The organism is Planctobacterium marinum, assembly GCF_036322805.1.
GTDB classification, from domain to species: domain Bacteria; phylum Pseudomonadota; class Gammaproteobacteria; order Enterobacterales; family Alteromonadaceae; genus Planctobacterium; species Planctobacterium marinum_A.
On sequence record NZ_AP027272.1, the window covers coordinates 717,393 to 733,153 of the forward strand.

Annotated in this window: 12 protein-coding genes; 10 read left to right on the forward strand and 2 right to left on the reverse strand. The window is 44.3% G+C overall.

Annotated elements, in window-relative coordinates; genetic code table 11:
- Positions 1–10 precede the first annotated feature (10 nt).
- Complete coding sequence (gene glnA, locus AABA75_RS03195) at positions 11–1,420, reverse strand: glutamate--ammonia ligase (RefSeq protein WP_338291065.1); 1,410 nt, start codon at positions 1,418–1,420, stop codon at positions 11–13.
- A 495-nt stretch (positions 1,421–1,915) separates the two neighbouring features.
- Here glnA and typA point away from each other — a divergent pair, with 495 nt between their 5' ends.
- The 4 genes from typA to AABA75_RS03215 all read left to right on the forward strand — a co-directional run bounded on the left by typA (position 1,916) and on the right by AABA75_RS03215 (position 6,641).
- Positions 1,916–3,763 (forward strand): translational GTPase TypA, encoded by a 1,848-nt coding sequence (gene typA / locus AABA75_RS03200; protein WP_338291066.1) that lies wholly within the window; start codon positions 1,916–1,918, stop codon positions 3,761–3,763.
- Positions 3,764–3,895: 132 nt separating this feature from the next.
- On the forward strand, positions 3,896–4,300 hold the full coding sequence (locus tag AABA75_RS03205) for an MAPEG family protein (protein ID WP_338291067.1): 405 nt from the start codon (positions 3,896–3,898) through the stop codon (positions 4,298–4,300).
- Between the two features lie 17 nt (positions 4,301–4,317).
- Positions 4,318–6,156, forward strand: coding sequence for an ABC transporter ATP-binding protein (locus AABA75_RS03210; protein ID WP_338294791.1), 1,839 nt, complete (start codon positions 4,318–4,320; stop codon positions 6,154–6,156).
- Positions 6,157–6,251: 95 nt separating this feature from the next.
- Entirely contained in the window at positions 6,252–6,641 is a 390-nt protein-coding gene (locus AABA75_RS03215) for a DUF6746 family protein (protein ID WP_338291068.1), read from the forward strand.
- Positions 6,642–6,726: 85 nt separating this feature from the next.
- Here AABA75_RS03215 and AABA75_RS03220 read toward each other — a convergent pair whose 3' ends face one another.
- On the reverse strand, positions 6,727–7,089 hold the full coding sequence (locus AABA75_RS03220; protein WP_425325561.1) for a DUF454 family protein: 363 nt from the start codon (positions 7,087–7,089) through the stop codon (positions 6,727–6,729).
- A 321-nt stretch (positions 7,090–7,410) separates the two neighbouring features.
- Here AABA75_RS03220 and AABA75_RS03225 point away from each other — a divergent pair, with 321 nt between their 5' ends.
- The 6 genes from AABA75_RS03225 (at position 7,411) to AABA75_RS03250 (ending at position 15,578) form a co-directional block, all read left to right on the forward strand.
- Positions 7,411–7,932, forward strand: a complete 522-nt coding sequence (locus AABA75_RS03225; RefSeq protein WP_338291070.1) for a hypothetical protein — start codon at positions 7,411–7,413, stop codon at positions 7,930–7,932.
- Positions 7,917–8,135 carry a hypothetical protein gene (locus AABA75_RS03230; protein WP_338291072.1) on the forward strand — a complete coding sequence of 73 codons (219 nt, stop codon included), beginning with the start codon at positions 7,917–7,919 and terminating at the stop codon, positions 8,133–8,135. Before AABA75_RS03225 ends, AABA75_RS03230 begins: the two co-directional genes overlap by 16 nt.
- A 192-nt stretch (positions 8,136–8,327) precedes the next feature.
- Entirely contained in the window at positions 8,328–12,818 is a 4,491-nt protein-coding gene (locus AABA75_RS03235) for an EAL domain-containing protein (protein ID WP_338291073.1), read from the forward strand.
- On the forward strand, positions 12,805–13,311 hold the full coding sequence (locus AABA75_RS03240; protein ID WP_338291074.1) for a DUF2244 domain-containing protein: 507 nt from the start codon (positions 12,805–12,807) through the stop codon (positions 13,309–13,311). Before AABA75_RS03235 ends, AABA75_RS03240 begins: the two co-directional genes overlap by 14 nt.
- Before the next feature lie 97 nt (positions 13,312–13,408).
- Complete coding sequence (locus tag AABA75_RS03245) at positions 13,409–14,581, forward strand: tetratricopeptide repeat protein (RefSeq protein ID WP_338291075.1); 1,173 nt, start codon at positions 13,409–13,411, stop codon at positions 14,579–14,581.
- A 70-nt stretch (positions 14,582–14,651) separates the two neighbouring features.
- Positions 14,652–15,578 carry a M28 family peptidase gene (locus AABA75_RS03250; RefSeq protein ID WP_338291076.1) on the forward strand — a complete coding sequence of 309 codons (927 nt, stop codon included), beginning with the start codon at positions 14,652–14,654 and terminating at the stop codon, positions 15,576–15,578.
- The last annotated feature ends 183 nt before the right edge of the window (positions 15,579–15,761 follow it).

Here is a 15,761-nt window from a genome sequence, read left to right on the forward strand (position 1 = left end):
AAGCAGGTAATTAGCAGCTGTAGTACATATCAAACTCAACAGGCGCAGTCGTCATGTTAAGTCTTTCTACTTCTTCAGCTTTCAGCTCAATGTATGCATCGATCATATCATCACTCATAACACCACCGGCTTTCAGGAAGTCACGGTCGTTATCAAGCGCTTCTAATGCCATTTCCAAAGAGCTGGCAACAGTTGGGATCTCAGCTGCTTCTTCTGCTGGTAGATCATACAAGTCTTTATCCATAGCGTCGCCAGGGTGGATCTTGTTCTTAATACCGTCAAGACCAGCCATCAGCATTGCTGTAAAGGCCAGGTAAGGGTTACCTGTTGGATCAGGGAAGCGTACTTCGATACGACGCGCTTTGGCACTGGTTACGTAAGGGATACGAATTGATGCAGAGCGGTTACGTGCTGAGTATGCCAGCATTACCGGGGCTTCGAAGCCTGGTACTAAACGCTTGTATGAGTTAGTCGAAGCGTTGGTGAAGGCATTGATAGCACGTGCGTGCTTGATGATACCGCCAATGTAGTAAAGGGCTTCGTCTGATAAACCGCCATACTTGTCGCCAGCGAAGATGTTTTGGCCATCTTTACTGATTGACTGGTGGCAGTGCATGCCAGAACCATTGTCACCTACCAATGGCTTAGGCATGAAGGTGGCTGATTTACCATAGGCGTCCGCAACGTTGTGGATAACGTACTTGTAGATTTGAATTTCGTCTGCTTTTTCAACGATAGAGTTGAATTCACAGGCGATTTCGTTCTGACCCGCGGTTGCTACTTCGTGGTGATGAGCTTCAACAGTTAAACCCATTTCTTCCATAACCAAACACATAGCAGTACGGATATCGTGCGCAGAATCTACTGGAGGCACTGGGAAGTAACCACCTTTAACGCCAGGACGGTGACCCAAGTTGCCGTTTTCGAATTCAGCACCTGAGTTCCACTTTGCTTCTACGGCGTCGATCTTATAGAAAGATTCACCCATTTCAGTGTGGAAACGAATGTCATCAAATAAGAAGAATTCTGGCTCAGGACCAAAGAACGCCTTGTCACCGATACCCGTTGATTTCAGGTATTCTTCGGCGCGTTGAGCGATAGAGCGAGGGTCACGGTCATAACCTTGCATGGTAGAAGGTTCAACGATACCACAACGGATGTTAACCTGTGCTTCTTCTGCGAACGGGTCTAAAACTGCTGTTGCAGGATCTGGCATCAAAATCATGTCAGACTCGTTAATTCCTTTCCAGCCAGCGATAGAAGAGCCGTCAAACATTTTGCCTTCTTCAAAAAAATCTTCGTCGATAAGTGCTGCGGGAATCGATACGTGCTGCTCTTTACCTTTAGTATCGGTAAATCTTAAATCAACAAATTTCGCTTCACTTTCCGCGATTAAGGCTAAAGCCGATTCTACTGACATAGTGTCCTCCAATTGAGTAGGTCATGGTTGGTGTCAGGAAACACCAGAAAATAATCCTGAAATCATATCGTAATTTAGTAACAGATGTATTTAGCTAAATTCATGCCATTCAAATAAAACATATTAATCCTTATAAAACAAAGGATTAGAGCAAGCCTTTGAGAAGCATTGCACTGTTTTAGGTTTATCGCTGCACTATAAAGGTGCTTGGTGCACTTGTTTGGTGCTTTTGGCATCCTGTCATTTGTCTTAAAGCTAGACTATTTCCAGATTGGTGCAAGATATTCTGGACTCAACTTAATTTACCCCTTTATTTCCATAGAATTTGTGACAATCCAGTGAATATTCAATAGAAAGTCTAGATTTCCATCGCTTATTTGTTGATAAACCTGTAAAATCCGCGCCTCGCTGGCAATGTCCGGTTAAAAACCGTACAGAATATGCAGGATAACTGTTGCCAGTCATCGTTTTAATAAGTTACAGAGAAATCAATACATGACAGCCAATCCGGTAGCCATTGAAAAATTGCGCAATATCGCAATCATTGCCCACGTTGACCACGGTAAAACCACCCTGGTAGATAAACTTCTTCAGCAGTCCGGGACTCTTGAGAGTCGCACTGGTGAGACTGAAGAACGCGTGATGGACTCCAACGACATCGAAAAAGAGCGTGGAATTACCATTCTGGCGAAGAATACGGCCATTAAGTGGAACGATTATCGAATCAATATCGTAGACACTCCCGGACACGCTGACTTTGGTGGTGAGGTTGAGCGTGTAATGTCTATGGCTGACTCTGTACTATTGCTGGTTGATGCCCAAGAAGGTCCGATGCCGCAAACGCGATTTGTAACGCAAAAAGCGTTTGCTCAAGGTTTGAAGCCGATAGTTGTTATCAACAAAATTGACAAACCAGGTGCGCGCCCGGATTGGGTAATGGACCAGGTATTTGATTTGTTTGATAATTTAGGTGCCACCGATGAGCAACTGGACTTCCAGGTGGTTTATGCCTCGGCACTTAATGGTTGGGCTTCACTGGATGCTGACCAGCCTGCGGAAGATATGACTGCCCTGTTTCAGACTATTGTCGATCAGGTATCACCTCCTGACGCTGATGTGGATGGTCCTCTGCAAATGCAGATCTCTCAATTGGATTACAACTCATACGTTGGTGTTATTGGCGTTGGTCGCGTTACACGTGGTAGCGTTAAAATCAACCAACAGGTTACCGTTGTCACAGCTGATGGCAAAAAGCGCAATGGCAAAGTGGGTCAGGTATTGGGTTACCTTGGTTTGCAGCGCCACGAAGTGGAGGCCGCTTACGCGGGTGACATCATTGCTATCACTGGCCTGGGTGAGCTGAAAATTTCTGATACTGTTTGTGACGTCAATACGGTCGAAGCATTACCGCCATTGTCGGTTGATGAGCCAACTGTAACCATGACCTTCCAGGTAAATACCTCTCCGTTTTCAGGTAAAGAAGGTAAATTTGTTACTTCCCGTAATATTCTCGATCGCTTAAAAGCCGAGCTGGTACACAATGTTGCTTTGCGCGTTACTGAAATGGATGACCCTGATAAGTTTCGCGTGTCTGGACGCGGTGAATTACACTTGGGTATCTTAATTGAGAACATGCGTCGTGAAGGTTATGAACTAGCCGTATCTCGTCCGGAAGTAATTCTTAAAACCGTTGACGGTGAATTACAAGAGCCCTTTGAAACACTGACTATTGACTGCCAGGAAGAGCACCAGGGCTCTATTATGGAGCAGATTGGTTTGCGTAAAGGTGAACTGACCGACATGTCTCCAGATGGCAAAGGCCGTGTGCGTATGGACTTTATCATTCCAAGCCGTGGTCTGATCGGTTTCCAGACTGAGTTCATGACACTAACCTCAGGTTCTGGTCTGCTTTACCACACATTCGATCATTACGGTCCTCATAAAGGTGGAAACATTGGCCAGCGCAAAAACGGTGTTCTTATCGCTAATGCTGCAGGTAAAGCGTTAACGAACGCATTATTTAATCTACAAGAGCGTGGCCGCTTGTTCATCGGTCATGGTGTTGAAGTGTACGAAGGCATGGTTATCGGTATTCATAGTCGTGATAACGATTTGACAGTTAATGCGCTAAAAGGCAAGCAGTTAACTAACGTGCGTGCTTCCGGCACCGATGAAGCGCAGAACCTAGTTCCACCTATTGTTATGTCTCTGGAACAAGCACTGGAGTTTATCGATGATGATGAGCTGGTGGAAGTAACACCAGAGAGCATTCGCATTCGCAAGAAGCTACTTACCGAGAATGAGCGCAAACGAGCTTCTCGTGAGAAGGCAAAAGAAGCATAATTTGTGTTTTTAAAGAGAAAGGCTCCATCGGGAGCCTTTTTTGTTTATGTTAAAAGCAATAAACTGGTGCTGCGTTGGAACATTTTCTCATTTATTCGGGTCTGGTTTCTAAATCATAATTTGGAGTGTTTTATGTCTGCCACCATTATCGCACTTGCCGGCTATATCGGCTGGACTATTTTGTTAACGTTGGTCCTTATCGGGTATCGTTCAGTGATTGTTGCCAAAGGGCAAAAAGCGGCAAACGAGTTCAGTGCCAGCGGTGATGATGTGACAGCGTTAGGGTTACGCCTCACCAGAGCACAAGCTAACTGCATTGAGAGCTTCCCCATAGTGGGAGGAACACTTCTATTAAGTCTGGCCATAGAGCAACAGGCACTAACGGATTCTTTGGCATTGGCGGTATTTGCCGCCCGTCTTGCGCAGTCCTGTGTTCATATCCTATCCACTGCTGTGATTGCGGTGCAATTGCGTCTCGCCTTCTTTTTGGTGCAATTAGGGATTTGCCTGTATTGGCTAACCCTCTTCATTTTATGAGTATTTGAGCTTCTATGATTTTCAGGTTTTTTGAGAAGTTAACCGAACCTTTCCCCAATAAAAAGCCCGTTAAGCCACCCAAAACCCTCATGGCTTTTTGTCTTCATTATTGTCAGGGGATGTGGTTTGCATTGCTGATGATGTCGCTACTCAGTGCAGCGGTGGCCATACTGGAGGTATATTTATTCGGCTATCTCGGCACACTGGTTGACGCTGTCGCAGCCGGCGATCCAGATAGGTTTTTTCAGCAACATCAAAATTCCCTGTATTGGATGGCTGCATTATTAGTTATTGGTTTGCCTGCTGTTGTGGTACTGCAGGCTCTGTTTTCCCATCAATCTCTATTGGGTAACTTCCCAATGCGGATTCGCTGGTCTGCACACCAATATTTGATCCATCAAAGCCTGTCATTTTTCTATAACGACTTTGCCGGTCGGATAGCCACGAAAGTTATGCAAACGGCCCTTTCAGTGCGGGAAACTGTGCTGAAAATGTTGGATTTGATGGTTTACGTGAGTGTCTATTTCGTGGGTATTGTCATCCTGGTTATGACCATGGATATCAACCTGGCGATCCCTTTCGTCGTTTGGTTCGCCGTCTATGTGTTGATTCTGCGCCTTTTCTTACCTCGTCTTAAACGAGTTTCCCAGCAACAGGCTGATGCCCGCTCCAGTATGACTGGTCGTATCGTAGACAGTTACACCAATATCCAGACGGTGAAACTGTTCTCTCACAGCGCACAAGAAACTGAGTATGCCAGAAGTAGTATGGATACATTTCTGAAAACGGTGTATCCGCAAATGCGTCTGGTAACACTGCTGGATGGTTGCATTTGGCTGAGTAATGCTCTGTTGGTCTTTGCCGTGGTAGCTGCTGGACTCTTCTATTGGCAACAAGGCTCCGTAACTGCTGGAGATATCGCAGTTTCCGTAGCACTGGCAATGCGCCTCAATGGCATGTCGCAATGGATTATGTGGGAAATATCCGGACTATTCGAAAACATAGGAATGGTGCAAGATGGTATGAACACGCTTTCCCTGCCTACAGAAGTTAAAGATATCGATGCGGCAAAGCTGTTACGTGTTGATAACGGCGCTATTACCTTTCAGCAAATCAATTTTAATTACAAAGGATCATCTCAGCAGGTTCCGGTATTTGACGCGTTGCAACTGAACATCAGGGCCGGGGAAAAAGTTGGCATTGTGGGTAAATCCGGTGCCGGTAAGTCTACCCTGGTGAATCTGTTGTTGCGTTTCTATGATGTTGATTCGGGCACAATTTTGATTGATGGTCAGGATATCAGCCAGGTGCAACAGGAGAGTCTGAGAGCCAATATTAGTATGGTGACACAGGACACAAGTTTGCTACATCGCTCCATTCGCGAAAATATTTTGTACGGTAAACCGGAGGCAACAGAGGCTGAGTTAGTCACTGCCGCAAAACAGGCAGAGGCCCATGAGTTCATACAGAGTTTGGCGGATCAGCAAGGTCGCTCTGGCTACGATGCTATGGTAGGGGAGCGCGGAGTTAAACTTTCAGGGGGGCAACGACAGCGTATTGCTATAGCCAGAGTATTGTTAAAAGACGCACCCATCTTGATTTTGGATGAAGCTACCTCCGCACTAGACTCCGAGGTTGAAGTGGCCATTCAGGAAAGTCTGAACAAAATAATGGACAACAAAACCGTTTTGGCGATTGCACATCGATTGTCCACAATCGCAGCGATGGATAGGTTGATCGTATTGGACAAAGGAAAGGTTGTTGAAATGGGCTCACATCAAGAGTTATTGGCACTAAACGGCCAATATGCGAGGTTATGGAAGCACCAAACGGGTGGATTTCTGGGGCTGGAATAAAATGTCGAGCTAATAGCGGCATCTCACACATCATTATTGTTGCAAATGCTAATAGTTACCATTAACATCCAGAAAACTGAATTGCTGGATTCTCAATGAAAAAACTTCTGTTAAGCTCTATCGCCGTTTCTTTTTTAATGGCTCCCACTCTATTTGCGGACGAAGAGTACAATCACTTCCCTGCCTTGCAGGCTACTGATACCAGCGTTGCTATCTGCAATCTGAATAATTTTAACGCCAAGTTACAAGCGATATTGAATAAACCCCAAATCGAAGTTGAAGACATGGTTAAAGTGCACGAGCTCACTTATACCTTAGAAAACGCCGTACAGCGACTACAGCAGGATCTGGTGGTGATTGCTGATGATCTGGAGCGAGCCCACAAAGCCTCGGAATCACTACAGCAAGACGTATTGAGAACGTCCAGTAATGCTTACCTCAGTGCATTAGAGCTACTGTTACAACCCAAAGAGTGTAAAAGCTGATCGTCGCCAATGGTGTATCAAAACGCCGTAATCATTAGATAGCGGTGTTTTCCTGATCTCCCCAGAGCCGCAACTGTTCGCAGCATTATTGCTGGTTCGTATCCGGCTGCTTAGAGGCCCTCTCAAGCTTATCTTGGATTGAAATTCTCGCCATGAACAGCAATAGCAAACTACACAAGAGTGCCAACATCAGTTGCAGCTGCCAGGTGTCCCTCACCAGATAAATAGACAAAGAAAATACAAAAACGATCATGACCACTGCCCGGCGACGGGCGGAAGAAGTGATGGATTTTGACTCTTCCCATTGTCGCAAAGTATTGCCAACCCATGGGTTATTTAACAGCATAGCGTGAAATCGCGGTGAGCTGCGATTAAATAGCCACAATGCCAGAAGTAAAAAAGGCGTGGTGGGCAATAAAGGCAAAAAAGCACCTAGTACACCTAACAATATGCAAGTCCATCCAGACGTTATATAGATTATCTTGGTTATTTTTTGTAGAGCCAAAAATGTGCCTCAGCTAAATAGTTTATACAATGGAGGTTGTGAGATTGGGTGCACTAAAAGATACGCTGATGGCGATTTCATTTCGAGCAAAACTTTTACAATAGTCAGGTGCGGATTTGCAGTGTGCTGTCATCGCTTTAGAGCTTTTTATACTCATATGTGGTTTCTAAATAAAAACTCGTTATACAAATGATAATGATTATCATTTGATATTGGGTTCAGCTTAAGGCAGGATAACGGCATCTGCAAAAAAAGTTAACCATTATGCTCAAATCTCAACTAAAACACATTCAATGCGATGCTACACATACCGACGCTCAAACCCAGAATAAAACTATCAACTTTCTGTGTACCCATCATCGCGATTGGTTGTATTTCAATTCACACCTGGGGTTAGATTATTTACACCAGATGCAACTTAAAGGAGAAATACTTGCTGAGCAGCAATGCTGGCAGGAGGCTCTACCTCAGTTAGGCTGTGCGTGGGAAACCAGTCAAATTCTATTGGATATTTATGGTACGGAACATCTCAATTTGATTACCCGGCTGGGTTGTTTAACGGTGTTATTGCATCATTGCCTGGAGCAGTTGGAACAAGTGGAACTTGCCCAGCAAGTGTGTGCTCAGGCGAGTAATAAGCTGTTGCAGGCAGTTGCCGCTGTAAAGCCCGAAACTGATGAATATGCTTACATTATGCAGTGTATTGCTCATCTACGAAACCCTGCTCAATTTAGTCTCTATCTTATGAACTCAACGTCGGGAATAGAGCAATGGCCGATTCATTAAATAGCTTCAGGCGAGGCTTGCTCTTGTCGGTGTTTTTATTCAACAGTTCTTCGCTTTTGGCCAACGCTGAAAGCGCTATTAATTCCCCTGAATTCGACTGGACAGGCCGAATGTTCTTTGTCGGCTTCTTGCTGGCGATAACAACCATCTTATTTGCATTGGTGAACTTCGTGCTGGCTCAACCCAAGCCGCAGAGTCCTTGAGTCTATCGCAGGATTAGCAACTCGTCGCTCATGGTGATGTAAAAGGCTCTTTAATTCTCTAATTCCTTTGCGAATTGTGCGTAAATTCTGATTTTTAACTATCATATTCAATGAGAATTTTAGTTATCGGGTTTATATCACTTGTTTCTTTGTCGCCGCATTTTACTTTGGGCTCTATTGCCTCTTTTGCTCGTGTCTGCCTCTTATGGCGATAATTTTGAGGCTAATCAACCTGTTACCCTTAAACGTATATCTACAGCAGAAGGACTCACTCAGGGGACTATCAATGATATTTATCAGGATAATACCGGTTTTATCTGGTTGAGTACTGCAGAAGGGCTGAACATATACAATGGCTACAGTGTCAGACCTTTCGAGACAGCAGATGGCTCGTTAAAGGGAGCTTATTTTTATTTTGTCACCCAGGACAAAATGGGGTTGTTCTGGATATCTGTATCTGAGCACGGCTTGTATAGCTTTAATGCTCAAACAAACGAATTAAAACTGCATTGGGATAGCAGTGAGGATTGGAACCGAGACGTGCTGGCTTTTCAGTTTGATGAAGGCACTAATACCACCTGGTTTTTCACCTCTGACAATGTCCTCAAATATTCTCATCACAGCCGTTCGTTAGCCGCTGAACCACAGGTGCTTGATAATTTCCTGGAAGAGCAGTTTATCACGACTTCTGAAACGCTTAACGGCTACACCTGGCTCGGTACCAACAAGGGGCTGATGCGATTTTCCCCGCTGTCCGGTGAGACCAAGTTAATCCAGTTTTCCACGATTTCTGACCCGGAGCGCGCCGATGAATATCAACAGCGTATTCGAAAATTGATCACTGACCAGCAAGGTCGGATATGGGTGGCTACTGCAAATGGTCTGTTTTTATTAACGGAACAACAACTGCCAAATCGAGATGACTCGAAACCAGAAAAGTTGTTTGTTAAACCCGTTATTGCAGGCCAGCAGTTTCATGACTTATTACTTGAAAAAGATCGCATTTTGGCAGCTTCAAACAAGGGGTTGATGGAAGTGCAACTGGATACTCTGCAGTCCCGGCAATTGCTTAAATTTTCTAATTCTAATCAGGACATTTTTAACGATCGCATCATTAAGCTTTTCAGAGATAAGAATAATAATTATTGGCTGGCCTCCAATGCTCGTGGGGTGTATGTCTGGAATCCAAAAACTCAAGCCTTTAAGAATTACTTCAACAGCAGTACAACCGGGAAAATTCTCAGCAGTAATGAAATCTGGGATATTGAGGAAGTGCAGGCCGGTAAACTCTGGATTGGCACATCGAACGGACTAACATTTCTCGATTTGGAACAGAGCTTTTCTGAGTTTTGGTTTACTGAAGAGGCCCAAGAAGGGTTATTGTCGCAGGTTTATCAGGTGGCACATCATGAGAGTCTTGGATTGTGGTTGGCTACGAGCGAAGGTGTTCGGTTGTTTGATATTGATACGAAAGCGCTAAAACCAGTGCCCTTAGCGAACGAAGAGCAGCGCACCATATTTGAAGACCAACAGTCATTTTTTTATATCGATCAACAGGAGAAGGTGTGGCTATCGACACTGGACAGTTATTACCTTTATCAACCCGACACTGGAATTTTGCAAGAGCTAACTCAACTGAAAGACAGTGTTAATCCCTATTTTAGTTTTGGATTTATTGGTGAGGTGCCCGGCACCCACATGATGCTCTTGAGTGCTTCAGGGCAGCTTTGGGGGGTAAATACCGAAACCCTTGAGCCGCGCTTATTATACGAACTTGAAAGCTATTCTCCGCAAGAATTTATTTATGTGGATAACTGGAGTCTGGACAGTGAAAAAGGCCTGGTTTGGCTCAGCTTCACCAGTAATGGATTGGTGGCACTTGCGTACAATGACTGGCATGAAGTACACAGCTTTAAATCAGTAAAAGCTAAAGAGATCGATGTTAATTATGGCTTGCTTCAAGACAATAATCGTCGCCTATGGTTTAGCTCTCACAAAGGCATATTCAGCTACGGACTAGACAATGCGCACTTGATGAACTTTGACTTGTCTTATGGTCTTGCGGCGTTGGAATATAATGGTGGCGCGTGGAAAAAACTGAAATCAGGTGAATTAGCCTATGGTGGCGTTAAAGGCTTAACGATTTTTGACCCCGACATTATTGCCAAAGGTCAAGATCCACACCGAAGTGTCATTATAGATAGCATTTCATTGGCCAATAGAGAGTTAGCATCAAGTTACACCGATTTGGCTGAACAGTCCTTTGCGCTTCAATACAACGATGCAGGTATCAATATTAGTTTTTCTACATTGGGGTTTGAGCAGCAGGATCAAGTTCAGTACCAATACTCTTTGCAGGGTAAAGAGACTGTGGATTATCCCATTACAACAGATAACAGCGCTCGTTTCTCACAGCTTCCCCCGGGGGAATACGATTTTGTCGTGCGCGCAATTTCCCCAGTGACAGGATTTACCACAAGGCCCAGTAAAGTACAGTTTGTAGTGGCTTACGCTCCCTGGAATTCGCCACTTGCCAAAGCCGGATATGCCTTTGTGGTACTACTGATTGTGACTGCCATCATTTACCGTCGCAAGTTAAAACAGCAGGTATTGCTCACCATTAATAAAGAACTGGTGGACAGTGAGCAGCGTTTACGTATGGCGTTAAAATCCAGTCAGAGCGAAGCCTGGGAATGGCAGGACAAAAACAAAATGATAAGCTTTGTGGGTAGTGCCAACCAGAAGAATATGGGCACAGGGCAGACATTCAGGCAACACTGTCAACAAATTCATCCCGATGACCGAAGCGAATTCATGCGGGAATGGAAAAGCTTATTTGATTCCGATTCAGTGGATGCGTTTAGTTTTACCTACCGTGTTCAGCAAGCAGATAACAGTTATCACTGGTATCGCAATGTCGGTCAAATCCTGAAACGCAATGACAAGGGCAAGCCAGTTTTCATTTCCGGTCTGTTTACCGATGTTAATGAAGCGCAAACGGCCGTTGCGAGTGCTATGGTTTTTGGAGAAGCATTCCGCAATACCAAAGATTGGGTGTTGATCATTGATTCCGATTTTAATGGCGTGATGGCGAATAACTCTTTCTACAAGGCGTTTAATTTTGATCTTGATTCTCAAGTATCCCTGCACGATGAGGTATTCAATGGCCTGACTGACAAAATGCGCAAGTATCGTCAAATCATGGTGCAAATGACAGTGGGCGAGCACTGGCACGGAGAAGATAATATTGATGTACGAAGTCTGGGGAACCGCGATGTACTAATTAATATCAGTTTGATCAGTATCGAGAATCGAGAAAAAAACCATTATGTAGTGATTTTTACCGACATCACTGAGCAGAAAAAAGCAGAAGAAGAAATTAAGCTGTTAGCCAACTATGACACCTTAACCAAATTGCCAAATCGCACTTTATTGTTGGACAGAATGGAGCATGCTATTCAGGTGGCGGATCGCAATAAAAACACGCTGGCGGTGTTATTTGTAGATTTGGACAGATTCAAGCAAATCAATGATTCTTTGGGACACGACTACGGCGATAAATTGCTGCAAGCGGTGGCAATCAGGTTAAAAGAGCGTGTGCGCAAACAAGATACCGTAGCGCGTTTAGGAGGTGATGAGTTTGTGGTGTTATTGGAGTCTTTCAAAGATGTCACTCAGGTGGGCGAAGTTGCTCAGGAATTGAGTCACTGTGTCGCCGAAACCATGGAACTGGGTGAGCATAATGTCAGCATTACTCCCAGTATCGGCATTGCACTGTATCCCAGCGATGCACGGGCTCCGGAAGAGCTGTTACGCGACGCCGACATTGCCATGTATCACGCTAAAAAAGATCCCGGTAAATGTTATCACTTTTACACTGAATCCATGGATGTGGAGGTGCGCGAAAAACTGCAGAAAGAATCCAAAATCAAACGAGCTCAAGCTTGCCAGGAATTCGTAAATTACTATCAACCCATTTTGGATTCCGATAGTGGCCGTGTTGTTGGCGCTGAATTGCTGCTGCGCTGGGTCACAAATGACGGCATCGTGCCACCCAATGAATTTATTCCCATGGCAGAACAAATTGGCTTAATCATTCCTATGACCAATGACGCATTACGGCGAGGGTTATCTGATACCGCAGGCTGGCGAAAAGTGGTGCCTGATTTTTATCTGTCTATCAACCTTTCAGTCACTCACTTTGAGCAGGATGGTGTTGCCGAGAGTATGGTGAGTGTGCTTGATGAATATCAATTGCCAGCGTCTGCTTTACGAGTTGAAGTGACGGAAAGTGCATTGATGTTGCATCCTGAAAAAGCGATAACCACGATGCAGCGGTTTCAGTCACTGGGAGTCCAGTTAGCGCTGGATGATTTCGGTACTGGCTATTCGTCTTTTGCTTATTTAAAACGGCTGCCTCTTAATATAGTGAAACTGGACAGAAGTTTTGTGGCGGGTATCGGTTCCGATGAGAAAGATGAAACCATCGTTGAAGCCATTCTAGGACTGGCACAGAATTTAGGACTCTTAGTGGTGGCTGAAGGGGTTGAATCAGAGTTACATGAAGCTTTTCTGAAACAGCGTACCTGTCAGTACTTTCAAGGATTTTATTATGCCAAACCAATGGGTAGTGGGGATTTTGCAAAGTTTTTGAACTGTAATCTCAGCGATGGTAAAGGCTAAACATTTACCCGGCAAGGTGCAGATTACGATTGCACCAAATCGGTCTTTAACATGGCAACAAAGTAAGCTAATCATGGGCACTTTGGCTTTATTCTGTTTGTCCATCGCTATTATCTGGGCCTTCGTTGGAGCCTGGCTAATATTACCTTTTGCTGGTTTGGAAGTGGGACTGCTTCTGTTCCTGACTTGGTTAGTATCAAAGTCCACTTACCAGCGCCAAATAGTATTGCTCAGTCCGCAGTATATTTCCTTGCAAAAAGGTTATGGCAAGCGTTTGCAAGGCTATTTATTTGAATACAGCCAAAGCTATTTGATTACCTACGAACCCCGCCATCCAGAAGATACCCTGGAATTATTGCTCAGAGATAATTGCAAATCTGTACCTGTTGCGGAGTTTTTAAATCTGGAAGACCAGCAATTGTTTATCAAGCTATTACAAAAGGAAGGCGTAAAACTCCATAAGGTAAAGCCGTCTATTGCGATAGATTGTTAAGCGGGTTTAAAACATAGGTTGAACAAACTGATATCTGCGTTGAACTAACTTGAGAGTAGACCCGGTCTAATCTAATCTTAACAGATAGGGGGTGACTATGCGTATTTCTGGTCTTCTAACTATTTTTGCCATTCTGTTGTTTTTGAGTGGTTGTCAAAGTACTGAACAAGCTCAGGTGGATCTTAAACCTGTATTTCTGGATACTGCTTTTTCTGGCTACCAAGCCGTTCCTGTAGAATCTGAACAGGAGATATTTGCCTTAGATTCTGACGCTAAAGTGTTTGTAAATAATCTTACTGTTGCTAAGAATATGGTGCATGCCAAGAATCGTAATAAGGTCATGGAGAGTTTGATAAGAGCCATTTTCAATCGCTCTGATTTCAATATGATCTACGACAACGGTGCGAATACCACTGCAAGTGAAACATTCAATAATAGAGCTGCCAATTGTTTGTCTTTGTCGATAATGACCTATGCGCTTGCCAAACAAGCGGGCTTTGACGTGAGGTTTCAGGAGATTGATATCCCAGAATACTGGACGAGAAAAGATGGTTATAGTCTGATCAATGGGCATATTAATTTGCGCATTAGTGATGTCAGTGATACTTCTATGATCTTGTTAGAAAACCGCACTATGGTAGTAGACTTTGACCCGTTTTCACCGAAAAAGTATTTCCCATCTACTGAGGTAAACAAGCAGCGTGTTGTGTCTATGTTTTATAACAACAAAGGCGCGGAGGCCTTAGTAAATGGGGATCATCTCACTGCTTATTCGTATTTAAAAGCAGCGGTGCAGGCTGACATCATGTTTCAAGATGCCTGGACCAATTTAGGAATTCTATATCGGATGGCCGGGCACCACGATTGGGCCGAAAAAACCTATGAAGAAGCGTTAAAACTCAATCAGGACAACCTGACAATATGGGAGAATCTGGCAATTTTGCATGAGCATCAGGGACGCTATGAGTTGGCAAAAAACATCCAGGAATTTGTGACTCAAAAACGCTTACGCAACCCCTACTATCACTTCATTCTGGGCGAGCAAGAGCTGGAAACGGGTAACTTCCGGGAGGCGTTGGCCCATTACAAGAAAGCCATTAGTATAGATGAGAGTCATCATGAGTTTTATTTTGGTATGGCTAAAGCCCACGCCAACTTGGGCAATAGCAAACAAGCTATGAAATATCTCAAGCGAGCCAAGAGAAATACTCAAATCGATGACCTGAAAGATCGCTATCAACATAAAATGGATTTGTTTGCCAAACTTTAATGGCATTTCGCCCGCGTCAATTTTCTTTGTTTGCTATGTATGTATACTTGGCCTTATTTCGAGGCCTGTATTGGCCGAAGAGCAATGTCGCGCTCTAAATCAGCAATACACGCCGCAGCAGGTGCAACTCTGGCAGGATCTTTCCTATCTTAGTGATCCTGATATGCAAGGGCGCAAAGGTGGGACCGAAGGGGCTCGTTTGGCGCGTGACTACATTGTAAAGCGCTTTGCACAATCGGGACTACAGCCTCTCGCACAGCTCGCTTCTCAGCAAGATAACCAAGAGGCAGATTTCGCTTGGCATCATTATTTTTCCCCAACAAGTATGTCTTCTGTCAAAAAGGGCGTAAATGTTGTGGGTTATCTGCCCGGAGAGACCCAAAACCAATTTATTGTCATTACTGCCCATTATGATCATCTGGGCAAAAAAGGCCGGCACGTTTTCTCTGGTGCCAATGACAATGCTTCTGGTGTTGCAGCCCTGTTTTATCTTGCGCACAAATTAGGCAAGCGCGACACCGCCCTTTCCATCATATTCCTGGCAACAGATTACGAAGAGGCGGGATTGAAAGGTGCTGCAGCATTTCTTGAAGATAACCTGATAGCGCCAGAAAATATTAAATTGAATATCAATCTAGATATGATTGCTCAACCCGGCAGATACTGGACTCTTTATGCGTCCGGGACTCATCAGCAACCCCAGTTTAAGCCCGTGATTGAGCAAGTGATCACATCCTCTCCTGTATGTTTTGAAATGGGGTTGGATAAGCCATCCCGTAGTTATGATCGTAAAACCCGAATAGACTGGCGCAAAGCCAGCGACCACTGGGAGTTCGCACGGCGTGATATTCCTTGGTTATACTTGGGAGTAAAGGATTACAAATACTACCACACCCCAAGAGATACCATCGATAAGCTGTCTCGACCCTTTTATATTGGTGTGGTAGATACCGCCCTTAATACCGTCATCGCGATGGACCACTTTTTGTCGCGTTAGGGTTATTTTTTATTGCACCATTCTGAATCTCCATCTCGATCAATGCACCAATAAAGTGCAAATAATGATTTCATTTCTTACTTTAAAATAGTTAAGTTTATGAAAAATATAAATTATTTTCTCTGGCACAGGATTTGATTATCAAATGACGTGGAACACACCGCTTTTAAAATAGCCAAAATA

Bases quoted from the DNA above. Each gene is read 5' to 3' on its own strand.
- glnA (WP_338291065.1), bottom strand. From the start codon at position 1,420: ATGTCAGTAGAATCGGCTTTAGCCTTAATCGCGGAAAGTGAAGCGAAA.
- typA (WP_338291066.1), top strand. From the start codon at position 1,916: ATGACAGCCAATCCGGTAGCCATTGAAAAATTGCGCAATATCGCAATC.
- AABA75_RS03205 (WP_338291067.1), top strand. From the start codon at position 3,896: ATGTCTGCCACCATTATCGCACTTGCCGGCTATATCGGCTGGACTATT.
- AABA75_RS03215 (WP_338291068.1), top strand. From the start codon at position 6,252: ATGAAAAAACTTCTGTTAAGCTCTATCGCCGTTTCTTTTTTAATGGCT.
- AABA75_RS03225 (WP_338291070.1), top strand. From the start codon at position 7,411: ATGCTCAAATCTCAACTAAAACACATTCAATGCGATGCTACACATACC.
- AABA75_RS03230 (WP_338291072.1), top strand. From the start codon at position 7,917: ATGGCCGATTCATTAAATAGCTTCAGGCGAGGCTTGCTCTTGTCGGTG.
- AABA75_RS03240 (WP_338291074.1), top strand. From the start codon at position 12,805: ATGGTAAAGGCTAAACATTTACCCGGCAAGGTGCAGATTACGATTGCA.
- AABA75_RS03245 (WP_338291075.1), top strand. From the start codon at position 13,409: ATGCGTATTTCTGGTCTTCTAACTATTTTTGCCATTCTGTTGTTTTTG.